Here is a 12,383-nt window from a genome sequence, read left to right as displayed (position 1 = left end):
TCTGCCTTGGTTCCAAACACCTCTGGTCGCCAGCTGATAGACTAACCTACCGTCGGGGCGCATCTTCGAGCGGCTCAGAGCAGTTTTCTAAAAAAAATCGTGGCGGCTCTTGAAGCGTGAGATCCTAAGACGTAGTTTCTTATCGACTGGAGCGGCAACAGGTTGTGAAGGTCAAATTCGTGACTTCGGGCACGTGGATTAAAATGCGCTTGAACGACGAACTTTCGTGCCTTCGGGCACGTGGATTGAAATAATGGTGGTAGAGTTTACCTAAATAGCCATCGAAAATGGCAATGGAAGAAACCGGTAGACAATCGGTAGGGCTGCTTCGAGAAATCGAAGCAGCCCTTTTTCCATAGGGCGTTCAAAGCTGGAAAACAGTAGCTAAAAGTACCTTCAGCGATGAGGGTTTTCTTTGAGGTGAGTAGTGGAAAGCGATTGTGCAACCGGTGGTCTGGAAATTCTCATGACACCATGTCCGAAGTTAAGAGCAACTGGCCACACCTAGGAATTATGACATAGCATCGTGTGAACATCTCTGGTCAAATGTCTTCCGATGGTTCCGCTCCTTAAAAGTAGCACTAACTTGCGAGTATGAAAAATTTAATTTCACGAGGTATATCGAAAGCCTTTGCCCGTGCTCGGCCACAGCGGCCTGAGGCATCAAAGGCTGATGCGGGGGGCGATATCGGTATTCACACGCCGCAGGACCCTTTCGAGATCTTGTCGCACTGCTTGTCGATTGACTTGGAGGTCGATCCTAAAGGAGCCCGAATATTCGCCTTCGCTGCCGTGCCGGAAGGTGGAGGAGAGGGGATTGTCCATCGGAAAGGTGATTTGAAGGCCGCGCTTAAAAAGCTTGACTTATACTGCGCGGGTTTCGCGCGTGTCATTGGCCATAATATTCTGCGCCACGACCTGCCGCATCTTATGGCGGTGTCGCCGCGCTTTGCGAAGTACGCGGAAGGCCCGATCGATACCCTATGGCTTAACCCCTTGGCTTTCCCGAACAACCCTTATCACAAGCTGGTCAAACACTACCACGATGGGCGGCTTCAAAGTGGACACGTCAACGACCCTGAGTTCGATGCGCGTCTTGTGTTTGCGGTCTTACGCAACCAAATTGAGGCCTTCGTATCGCTGAACGCGTCGTCGCCAGAGACGATGATAGCCTATCATTGGCTTTGCTGTCGGGGTCCTGGTAGCAGCGGGTTCGATCGATTGTTCAGCGATCTGCGCGGAGCATCCATCCCTACTGAGGCGGAAGCGCACAGAGCTATTCAGATGTTGTTGCAAGAGGCAGCATGCGGTGCGCAGGTGGACGCTGTGCTCGACCGGCTCTCGGACACTGGGCTGGGCTGGCCGATGGCATATGCCCTTGCTTGGATTTCGGTCGCGGGTGGGGATTCTGTTATGCCGCCTTGGGTGCGGGCGCAATTCCGCGACGCAGCACGGCTCGTCAGAGACTTGAGAGACACGAATTGTCGTGATCCGCACTGTGCCTATTGCGCAGAGCATAATGATCCCACCCGGGCCCTCGAACGATGGTTTGGCTTTGCAAGTTTCCGTCCTGAACCAGCTGATGAAAACGGACGTCCCCTTCAGGAAAAAATCGTTGCCACGGCTATGGAGGGCGACCATCTGTTGGGCATATTGCCGACGGGCACGGGCAAATCCATCTGTTATCAGATCCCCGCGCTGTCTCGGTTCGACAAGACCGGGGCTTTGACAGTGGTCATATCGCCGCTTGTGGCCCTGATGGCAGACCAGGTCCAGGGTTTGGTACGGGCAGGAATTTCTTCGGCGGTCACCATCAATGGCCTTTTGTCGTTGCCGGAGCGTCAGGCTGCGCTCGATAAGGTGCGGCTTGGTGACGCTGCCATCTTGCTCATTTCGCCCGAACAATTGCGCAGCACAACGGTTCGGTCGGTTCTGTCGCAGCGCGAGGTGGGCCTGTGGGTGCTGGACGAGGCGCATTGCGTGTCTAAATGGGGGCACGATTTCCGGCCTGACTATCGTTACGTTTCGCGCTTTATTAAGGAAAGCTCCGGCGACGAACCGGCTCCTGTGCTTTGTTTGACTGCGACAGCAAAACCAGACGTGGTAGAGGATATTTGCAGTCATTTCGAGGAGCGATTGGGCGCTGAATTGACGTTGATAGACGGTGGCGCCTCTCGTTCAAATCTGAGCTTCGCGGTGCTGCCAACCCAGCGGGCAACCAAGATGGCGGATATCCTCGATACGATCGAGTCCAAACTTCCGCGCGAGGGAGCCTCAGGTGCAGTGGTCTATTGCGCGACTCGAAGCGCCACAGAGCGTGTGGCAGAGTTTCTAAAGCAACAGGGCATTGCAGCTGAGCGATATCATGCAGGCCTGAGCGCTGAGGACAAACAAGAAATTCAAGAGAACTTTCGCGTGGGCAATCTGCGCGTGATTGCCGCCACCAATGCTTTTGGCATGGGGGTGGATAAGCCGGACATCCGTTTGGTGGTTCACGGCGACGTGCCGGGATCGCTAGAAAATTATCTGCAAGAAGCGGGGCGCGCCGGTCGGGATCGTGAACCGGCAAATTGCATTCTCTTGTTCGACACCAAAGACGTTGATCGGCAGTTTAGCTTAAGTGCGCGGTCGCGCCTTGCACGGCATGAGATCGCCGCGATCCTAAAGGCGCTGCGACGCCTTGATTCTCGGACTGGCAAAGGCGGTGAGATCGTTGCGACGCCTGGGGAAATTGTTCACGAAGAAAAAGATCGCGATTTCCAGCGGGACAGCAATACCGACGATACGCGTGTGAAGACTGCGGTCTCTTGGTTGGAAGAAGCGCACCTTCTGAACCGCGAAGAAAACCGGGTGCAGGTGTTCCCCGCGTCGCTGCGGGTGAAAAGCATGAAGGAGGTCCGCGAAATTCTTGCAGCCGCCGAACTTACCGAACGGCGCCGCACGGATCTGGCGGCCATTGTGCAACACATCATCAACGCGCCGCAGGAAGATGGCATCACCACGGACGAGCTGTGCGGCGTGAGTGGCCTCACGGTGTCGGGCGTGCGCAAGGCTTTGGCAGATCTTGAAGCTCTGGGGATCGCAAAGGATGATACGAACATCACCATCTTCGTCCATGTTCGTATTGAGAATGCGTCACCGAAACGGTTCGAAGCGGCGTCCCGCCTAGAAGCCGACCTGATTGCGATCCTGCGAGAGCAAGCCCCGGACGCGGAGATCAACGAGGCTTGGCCTTGCCATCTGGCCTCGGTGGCGCAGGCTTTACGAGAAGAGGGACACGCCTCTGTTCGGCCCGACATCGTTGAGGGCCTACTCCGTGGGATTGCGCAGGATGGGCGCGACATGGATGGCGGCAGGGGCAATATCGGGTTGCGCAAGGTATCCAAGGGCAGCCTTCTGGTTCGAATGCAGCGGTCGTGGTCCGTGATCGAGCAGACCGCCCAACTTCGCCGACAGGCCGCGGAAAGGTTGGTTTCATACCTGATCGACAAGGTTCAGGCGGGCGTAAAAGGTAAAGATATCGCCGTTGAGACTACGCTTGGTGATTTCCTTGCGGCGATCAACAGCGACGCGCTGTTGCGCGCGTCTGTCAATGATCCGTCGAAGCTTATGGATCGGGCGCTGTTGTGGCTGCACGAGCAGCAAGTCGTCACACTGGGCAAGGGGCTGTCGGTGTTCCGTTCGGCCATGACGCTGCACATCAATTCGAAGGGGGGTGGCTTCACCACCCAACATTTCGCGCCGCTTGAAGACCATTACAGCGAACAAACCGTCCAGACCCACGTGATGGCGGCGTATGCGGCTAAGGGAATGGATGATATTGGTACCGCTCAGCGTTTGGCCCATGACTATTTCTCTCTCGATCAGGCCGACTTTATGAAAGCCTGGATGCCGGGGCGGATGTCGGAGTTCAGGCGGCAGGCCACGCCCCAGTCCTATGCCGAGATCGTGAGCGAGTTGGGAAATTCGACACAAGAGCAGATCGTGCGTGATGACCGCGAGCAGACCAATGTGCTTGTGCTTGCGGGGCCGGGCTCAGGTAAGACACGTGTGCTGGTCCATCGCGTCGCCTATCTGGTTCGGATCAAGCGTGAAGATCCAAACGGCATTTTGATACTTGCTTACAATCGCCACGCTGCCTCCGAGATACGGGAACGCTTGCGTCGACTGATCGGCGACGATGCTCGCTTTGTGACAGTCTTGACCATTCACGCCTTGGCCATGCGGCTGGTGGGCGCAAGTTTCGTCGGACGGGCCGGGCAGGATGATCCCGATTTTGGGACGCTTCTGACCGACGCGACACGTCTCTTGCGTGGGGATGGGTTGGACAAGGTCGAAGCCGAGGCCCTGCGGGAGACCTTGATCCAGGGGTTCCGCTGGATTCTCGTCGATGAATATCAAGACGTAGGCCCCGAGGAATACGCTTTGATCGCGGCAGTGGCCGGTCGCAGCATTGATGATCCTGATCAACGGATCAGCCTCTTCGCTGTCGGCGATGACGACCAGAATATCTATGCGTTTGCCGGTGCCTCGGTGCGCCACATTCGGCAATTTGAGCAAGACTATTCGGCCAAGCCGGTTTTTCTGACGGACAATTATCGATCTTCGAAAAACATCATCAGCGCAGCAAATGCGGTGATCGACGGGTCTCGGGAACGTATGAAAACAGGGCATAAGATCGCCGTCGATCAATCGCGGCAAAAGGACCCGGCTGGGGGTATCATGGAAAGCCTCGACCCGGTGGCGCAGGGGCGGGTCCAAATTCTTGGCTGTCCGGCTGGGAACGATTTTCAGGCCCTTGCGGCAATCAGCGAGATGATCCGTCTTTCAAAACTGATTCCAGATTGGAGTTGGAAGGGGGCGGCTATCATCTCGCGTGATTGGCGCAGACTTCTCCCGGTCCGCGACTTCGCGGAGGCGCATGGAATTCCCGTCGAAATGGCGAACGAGAACCTGCCAGGTCTGTGGCGCACCCGCGAGATGCGGATGTTTATAGACAGTTTGCGCGAAAGGCGTGTGGCGAGGGCCGGCGTAAGGGATCTCACCGAAACGCTGAACGCAATACCTTTAAGTCGTTGGACCGACCGAATTGGCGAGGGCCTCGGCCAACTTGCGCGTGAAATTGACGGTAAGGCGCTTCCGACACCTGATGTTATTGAATGGTTTGCCGAATGGTCGAAGGATTCATGGGGCGAGCAACGCGGACTCAAGTTGTTGACCGCGCACCGCGCCAAAGGCCTCGAATTTGATGATGTCGTGATCATGGATGGCGGCTGGGAGCGACCCTCACGAAACGAAGATCAAGACGCGCCGAGGCGCTTGTTTTATGTCGCTATGACCCGTGCGCGGCGTAATTTGATCGTTATGAGCAACGACAATCATGAATATCTTCCCACTGTGTCGCCTTCCGTGATCACGCGGCAGGTCGTGCCTGACTTGGCGTCAGTACCCGGCCCACGCCGCTTCTTTCAATCGCCTGAAATGAAGATGGTCGACCTCTCATTCGCAGGGCGCCAAGGTGATCGGCATGCTGTTCATAGTGCAATCGCCCAAGCACAGGTCGGCGCGCCAATCAGGCTCTCTAGTATCGGAGATCGCTGGCAGATCGAGGATGTTCAAGGGCGGCCCCTCGGGCGGATGTCCAAAGCATTCGCGCCACCGGTCGGCACGAAATTTGTCACCGGCGAGATCGCGGCCATTATACATTGGCGCAAAGAAGACGCAGGCGAGCGTTTTCATCACCTGCTTAAACGCGCGAGCTGGGAGGTCGTTGTGCCTGAGCTGGTTTTTGAAGAGGTCAAAGGAGAATGAAAGGGCTTCACGATAAGATCAAAGCGGCAAGTAGAACCGCCCCGGGTTTACCGGAGAGCGTTTGGTTCGCATGTTAGGCTGCTTTTTCATTTGAGTTTAAGGTTGCATAGAACATCTCCTCTGCTTCATGCGGCGTGACATATCCCCAATCGACCCATTTCAGAGTTTCCCACTCGACCGCCTCTGCGGTCTTCCACGGCCGGCCCCAACCGGTGAATGGCCTCCGCTTTGAAGAGGCCGATGATCGTCTCTGCCAGCCCGTTGTCATAGCTGTCACCTACACTGCCCACCGAGGGTTCGATCCCGGCTTCAGCCAGACGTTCGGTATAGCGGATTGACACATACTGGGCGGTTTCAACCGGTCGTCGCAACACCCCTTTGATGGAGGTGTAGATGACAAAAACAGGCAAACGAAGGTCCGAACGTTCGACTCGGGACAAATTAAACTCTCCAGGAAGGCCGCCAGTCTGGCAACGTGAGAATCTATGCCGGTTCTGGCGGGCCTTTACAGAGGGGCTATCCAGTGAGGATGCCGCCGTTGATGCCGGTGTCTCTGCCCCTGTTGGAACCTGATGGTTTCGGAGCTCTGATGGAATGCCTCCCACACATCTTGCGCCATCGGCGCCCTTATCGAAGAACCGTAGCCTTTCCTTCGCAGAACGTGAGGAAATAGCTTTGGAGTGCGCGAGGGGCACAGGTGACCGCGCCATAGCGCGCAAGCTTAGGAGATCGCCCAGCACGATCTCTCGAGAGATCAGGCGCAATTCGGCAACCCGTGGCGGAGACTTCGAATATCGTGCGTGCGATCAATGCACAATGGCATGCTGATCGTGCAGCTAAGCGGCCAAAAGCGAGTAAGCTCACCCTCAACCCGCCCTGCGCGACTACGTGCAAGATCGGTTGTCCGGTCTTATCGTCACACTGCGTATTCCGGGGTGATCCGCCCACCGTTTCCGGTTTATGCGTCCATCCGTTCCGATTTTATCCGCCCGCCCCTGTGACGTGCTGCTGCGAGGCAATCTGTAACCGGCTACCCTTCGTCCTTTTGGCATGAAGGAAGCCTGATGAAGAGATTGTCAATTCACCTCGCCCAAAATGCCATCCATCACGCGCCGAACCTTGCCGGTCGCAAACGCATCGGTGCCGAACTCCGCGAGATCTGGAACGCGGCCCCCCTCGTCAAGGCCGAAACCAGCTTGGCCGAATTGGTCACCGAGTATCGCGATACAGCGCCGAAACTTGCTGCATGGCTGGAGGAGAATGTCCCTGAGGGTCTCACCGTCTTCACCTTGCCAAAAAACCACCGACGCCGCATGCGCACCTCCAACCCGATGGAGCGCAGCGTGCGGCAGGAGTTGAAACGTCGCACCGTTAAGGTCCGGGTGGGCACGTCGCGTATCAGGGCCTTATTCGCCACGCTTCGGTCGAACGTTTCGATTCACTTTTCTTGCATCATCTATCGGAGTAAAGGTAGCGGCTAACAAGCGAGCCCTGGCCGCAAATCAAAAGATCAGCTAGGCCGTGCCTTCTTGTGTGCTCGGCGAGACGCACGCCCCTTCAATCCGGCTTTCGAACGCTTCTCCCAAGCTTGTTTCCAAACGTTTGCTTTCTCAGGCGCGCTGATATCGGGAATAGAGATCAAGGGTGTGATCCCAGTTTCACGGGTTATTTGTTGAGCGGTGCGCAAAACTGGATGGCGGATTTCCAAAACGAAAGCGACGATAAGAGACAGAGCTACGCTTCCCACCCCGCCGATAGCAGCGATGATCGTACGACTGGATGTAATCGGATATTCCGGCAGTTCAGCGGCTTCGAGTGTAATCAATTCTTCACTGCGTTTATCGATTTCCAGCGAAGCCCCCACGTTTGCTGCACTGCGGCGCCCGGTTGTGATCACCAGCTGATTTTGCAACTGCTCCAAGCGCCGCTCGAACCGGGCCAGCTCTCGATCAACTTCAGGAGAAGTTTGCAGGCTGCTGTTCAGAGCATCGCGTCGCTCCACCAGTTGGTCTCGCTGGGTCGAGAGGTTTTCCAGCGTTGCATCGAGTTCAGCTTGCCTGCGGGCGATGGTGGCCTCCCGCGCGTTCGGAGAAACCCTTGTGCGGGCCAGGCGGGTGGCAACAATCTCCCGATCCAATGTGAGGATCGCTTCATTTAGGTTGCCGATTTCACTTTGACGAAACAGAAGACTACCTTCCAACGCCAGATCGTTGGCTGCTTGGAAATCGGCACGCTCGGCCTCAAGGGTGGCAATGTCGCGGATCAGGTTTTCTTCTTGGCGTTGAAGAAACTCTAAGGTTCCAAGGGTCTGCTCGCGGCGCTGCGCGATCGACAGGCTGCGGGTACGGTCAGCGAAGTCTCGCGCCACGGCCTGCGCATCGGCAGGATCATTCATCCGGGCAGTGAAAGATAAGGTAGAGAGGATCCCGTCATTCTCATAGCCCTCACCTGTGGACCCAGCCCCTGTGATGGTGATCGAGCCTCGCAGGAGCTCGACTTTGTCGCTCATGCGCAAAGCTGGCATATCATTATACAGGTCATGTTTTTTGATGACATCAATGATATTTCCTCGCGCCATCAACTGCTGCTCGATCAACAGCAGGCGGCGCATTGGAGAGCCTTCAACCGTCGAGGGGGCAAGATCATTAGAGACTTTTGGCAGTTTGATCTGGATGACTTCGGATGATTGATAGACGTGGGGCGCTGACAAGGCGCTGATGACGGATGCAATGCTGCCCAACAGAATGACCATGATGATTGCCCGCGACCGGCGGCGCAACATGTCGATGACGTCGTCGAAAGTGTAGATCGGGCCCATCGGTCTCTTTCCTATAGCACATGAATCCGGCTCCGGGTCCGGGCGGATTGATCAGGCTAGATCAAAAAAACTGGGCGAGAATAGGGCGTCGCAAGCAGGGATAAGAGCGCATATTAGATCCTCCTTCGAACATATTAGCCTTCTACGGGCAGACCATTTCTGAGCATCAGCGGCTCTGCCGCGCTCGTCTTACGGCTGAAAAGAGGCTTGGACCAACCGCCGGTTACATGAGTAGCTTGAGGGAAATATCCGTGGTGAGCTTGTCTGCGAGAATTTTGATCAGCCGTTCGCTTGCATCACGTTGAGCAGCTACGCTCAGATTGTCTCTGGTGAGAAATGACGTAAAAGACTCCACCGCGCCAGAGGCAATGGTTTGTCCAGTGCTCTTGGAGATCAACTGGTAGCTTACGCGCCCCAACACGTGAGATCGGCTGGCCCCGGCAAGCTCAAGACCTTGCTCGGACAGCTCAATATCGTAATTAAGGATATGCTTGGCACTCAGGTTTCGGCCGAGCTGTTCTTCGAGGTCGCGCACCAGGAAATATTCTTCACGGGTGTTTGGAGCGGCCACCTCAATGTCGGAAAGGATTGCTCCTGTTTCAGAATTTGTGCCGTAAACCGGCGTGAAGCCACAAGCCGGGAGACCAGCTAGCAAGGCGCATATGACAAGGATTTTTCCGGATCTCAGGACTTTCACGTTTTCACCTTACTTTCGAAAATTCAGCGCAATGCGCCGCAGGGCGGGCTGTTATGGGGTGCGTTTGCAATGTTAAGCACAGGGCTGCAACACCTGACTACCCCCTCCCTTCTCGCCCGGGGCATCGTTTAAGGCGCAATGCTTTAGGAGTGCGGATTGTCGTAAAGCGCCCAGTCTCATGCGAAACTTCGGGCTGAAGATGATCAGCTCGTTTTTCGGCTTCGCAGACAAGACCGCAGTATAGCCACCGGAACGGTGGATTTGATGACAGCAATACAGTGTCGGGGGCCACGTAGCCGATGCCGGCCTTACGACCTGCGTCTTGGGGTGTCGTTGCCCCCTACCTATAGGGAGTAGCCCGATCGTATCAATTGCCGCGCAGGGGCAGTTGCGGTCACTTTAGAGCATAGAGGTGGAGTCGCGGCCTGTTGGCCGAAAGACGCTCTGTTCACATCTTTACGATTTCGCCTAAGGCATTTTAAAGGAGGCATCCATGCAAGCCCAAGTCGTTCACGATACGTCTGCCAAAGCGCCTCCCGTTCCGCCCAAACGCCCGGCTGTTGAGCCGGTCTCTCGCAACCCTGCCGCATCGGCGGGCTCAGCGGGGGAGCCCAGTCCCGCCCGGATCCTCACAGAGGCGTTCGAAGACCTGCGCCGCCGCATGGCGACGCTTGAAGGACGGATTGTTGAAGGATCTACCACCGGGGAGGTGGCGCGTATCGCTCAGATGCTTGAACGGGTCGAAGATCGGTTGGGGGCGGGAGCAAAAGGTTCCACGAAACTGTCGAAACGCGCACCGGGCAAGCTACTGGTCACTTTGTTGACTCTCTGCGCCTTCGGGATAGGCATTTTTGCCGCCGAACACATGCCGGAATTGGGCGATGGCCTTGAGCAGATTACGCTTGCTACTTCAACATTCTGGCAAGCGGGTCTTGAGCGGATCGGCGAGCTAAACATACAGTAATTGTCGAGTTCGCCTATCTGGCGGAGCCTAGATCGCCGAGGGACGCGTCCCACGCTGTGCGAGCAACCTCTTCGTCGCCTGACAACAGCGCATCCGCAAAAAATGCGCCCGCGATGTGACCTTCGCGGATGTCGATGTCGCCTTCCGAGGACAGCAGATAAAGACGTGTGGCGAACAGACTAGGTGCGGCACAGGTCAGATCTTCCCAGACACCAAGCTGAACAGCGAAGACCCCCTCCTCCTCAAGATTGTCCTGTGCGACGATCCTGTTGATCGCGCCGACAAGGAAGCCGATACACCGCGACGTCAGCCAATCGGCTTCACTCAAGGGGCCGCCTGCCCAGGCCGCGCGTTCGACATACGGCCTGAGAAGGCGCGTCGCGCGCCTACGCGCTGCAGCGGTATTCATCGCACCTATCAGCAAGGTGATCCCCTTCTTGCGAATCTCGGATTTTGTGAATGGGCAAAACCAGTGTAGCATACAGGACGAACTCGCGCTGACAGGAGCGTAGCATGCCCAGACGGGATCTTCCGCAACCGCCCAATTTCACCGAGATGAACGCGAGGGCGGAGGTCGGCGCTGTCGAACGCGAGCATCTCATGACCCTGATTGGCGCGCTAAGCATGTCATGGTCGAACAATGAGAGCGTCTTGATCTATCTAATGATGGTGCTTTTGCGGACTGATGATGTGTCCGCAGCGCTGGTGTATGGCACATTGAACACAGCGCGCGCGCGTTCTGACCTTGTGTCGCGGCTAACCCGCGTACGGGTTTCGGACGTGGATCTGCGGCGCGAAATGGATGATATTCTGACCGCGCTCGAAAAATGCGGCAGGGTGCGCAACGACCTGCAACATGCTTCCTACGAGTTCGACGCTGCAGGGCGTCCGATTTCCACCCGCTCAATGCGGGTCGAACAGAGCCGCAAGCGGTTGAGCTTCGGCCGAACCCGCCCTATCGATGCGGCTCGGCTGGCCAAGATCACGGAAGTGGTCGACGAACTGGGCCGCATCAATCAGCGACTTTGGGCTCTGCTGCCGCGGCTGGAACAGCACGCAAACCCCGCAGACTAGAGATCTTTCATTCTTGCCAAAGCAAAAGTGTAGGCAGTCTTAGCGTTTTTCCAAATTCCCAGCAGCCCTCACCTATTAGGGTTAACCCCATATGACAGCGGTTAAGACCCTAATTGGCGTGTCGTTAAATTGGACAGAGGTGACGCATGCTTCTCCTACTGCGGAGCTCGACCCCATGAGGGGGCCGGCAAGCTAGCCGCGGTGAACAGGGAAACGGAGAGCTAGGTCTGTCGCAGATGAGATAGCCGCTGCGAGGCCGTGATCACCGTCTCCGACCATAAACGGAGTAAAAAAATGTCTCTCATTGATGATGACAATGCCATCGCCCTAGCACTTGCGGGGGCTGCCACCGCGGTTCGCGACGATGACGCAATCGATGCCGATCAGGGCAATAGTGGTGACAATCAGGCCAATGCGGTCAGGTCCCGTGTGAACCAGTCGGATGACGATGGCAACCGGCGCGATACCGACAATACCGACAATAGCCAACAAAATGTCGGGAACGTAGATAGCAACGACAGCAATGACGGCAACCGGCGCGATACTGACAACACCGACAACAGCCAGCAGAATGTCGGAAACGTAGATAGTAACGACAGCAACGACGGCAACCGACGCGATACCGACAATACTGACAACAGCCAGCAAAATGTCGGAAACGTAGATAGCAACGACGACAACGACGGCAACCGACGCGATACCGACAATACTGACAACAGCCAGCGGAATGTCGGAAACACAGATAGTAACGACGACAATGACCAAGATAACGACCTAGTCGATTTCGATGATCTGGGCGAGTTCGACATCGATAGCTTGTTGGCCGATGCCCTGAATGGCTCTGGCAACGATATGGCGTTCTCGCTCGATCAGACAAACAATCTGACCGACAACGATAGCGTGAGCAATCCGGATGTGATCTATAATGGCGGTTCACCGGGCGGCACGGGCGGCCAAGGCGGCGATGGAGATGCTGCGTACCATGCGCATCCGGCTGACGCTGGCGATGGCGGGCCCGG

The 12,383-nt window shown here is 56.4% G+C and carries 7 protein-coding genes and 3 pseudogenes; 6 read left to right on the top strand and 4 right to left on the bottom strand.

The genetic code is table 11. The features are described from left to right. Window positions 1-594: 594 nt before the first annotated feature. Window positions 595-5,811, top strand: coding sequence for a RecQ family ATP-dependent DNA helicase (locus tag HTT03_RS00155; RefSeq protein ID WP_246253304.1), 5,217 nt, complete (start codon window positions 595-597; stop codon window positions 5,809-5,811). A 73-nt stretch (window positions 5,812-5,884) separates the two neighbouring features. On the opposite strand, the pseudogene HTT03_RS00150 reads toward HTT03_RS00155, so the two are convergent. Beyond that, window positions 5,885-6,161, bottom strand: a pseudogene (locus HTT03_RS00150) (IS3 family transposase); the annotation flags it as partial. 43 nt (window positions 6,162-6,204) lie between these two features. Between HTT03_RS00150 and HTT03_RS18920 the strand changes: the two are divergent. Both HTT03_RS18920 and HTT03_RS00140 read left to right on the top strand, forming a co-directional pair. Further along, window positions 6,205-6,726, top strand: a pseudogene (locus tag HTT03_RS18920) (transposase); the annotation flags it as partial. A 149-nt stretch (window positions 6,727-6,875) separates the two neighbouring features. Further along, on the top strand, window positions 6,876-7,292 hold the full coding sequence (locus tag HTT03_RS00140) for a transposase (RefSeq protein WP_217482684.1): 417 nt from the start codon (window positions 6,876-6,878) through the stop codon (window positions 7,290-7,292). A gap of 29 nt (window positions 7,293-7,321) precedes the next feature. Here HTT03_RS00140 and HTT03_RS00135 read toward each other — a convergent pair whose 3' ends face one another. Next, window positions 7,322-8,629: a GumC domain-containing protein gene (locus HTT03_RS00135; RefSeq protein ID WP_174857901.1), complete on the bottom strand. Its 1,308-nt coding sequence runs from the start codon at window positions 8,627-8,629 to the stop codon at window positions 7,322-7,324. 223 nt (window positions 8,630-8,852) lie between these two features. After that, complete coding sequence (locus HTT03_RS00130; RefSeq protein ID WP_174857900.1) at window positions 8,853-9,326, bottom strand: LPS assembly lipoprotein LptE; 474 nt, start codon at window positions 9,324-9,326, stop codon at window positions 8,853-8,855. Window positions 9,327-9,819: 493 nt separating this feature from the next. Between HTT03_RS00130 and HTT03_RS00125 the strand changes: the two genes are divergently transcribed. Next, complete coding sequence (locus HTT03_RS00125; protein WP_174857899.1) at window positions 9,820-10,290, top strand: hypothetical protein; 471 nt, start codon at window positions 9,820-9,822, stop codon at window positions 10,288-10,290. Between the two features lie 13 nt (window positions 10,291-10,303). Here the strand turns inward: HTT03_RS00125 and HTT03_RS00120 are convergent, their stop codons facing one another. Then, window positions 10,304-10,618, bottom strand: a complete 315-nt coding sequence (locus HTT03_RS00120) for a hypothetical protein (RefSeq protein ID WP_174857898.1) — start codon at window positions 10,616-10,618, stop codon at window positions 10,304-10,306. A gap of 185 nt (window positions 10,619-10,803) precedes the next feature. Between HTT03_RS00120 and HTT03_RS00115 the strand changes: the two genes are divergently transcribed. Continuing rightward, window positions 10,804-11,364, top strand: coding sequence for a hypothetical protein (locus tag HTT03_RS00115; RefSeq protein ID WP_174857897.1), 561 nt, complete (start codon window positions 10,804-10,806; stop codon window positions 11,362-11,364). Between the two features lie 294 nt (window positions 11,365-11,658). After that, window positions 11,659-12,383, top strand: a pseudogene (locus HTT03_RS00110) (hypothetical protein); the annotation flags it as partial.

Origin of the sequence: Sulfitobacter maritimus, assembly GCF_013346665.1 — a bacterium.
In the GTDB taxonomy this organism is placed as follows: domain Bacteria; phylum Pseudomonadota; class Alphaproteobacteria; order Rhodobacterales; family Rhodobacteraceae; genus Sulfitobacter; species Sulfitobacter maritimus.
The sequence above is the reverse complement of the archived record's forward strand: the minus strand, read 5'-3'. Positions and strand labels throughout refer to the sequence as shown.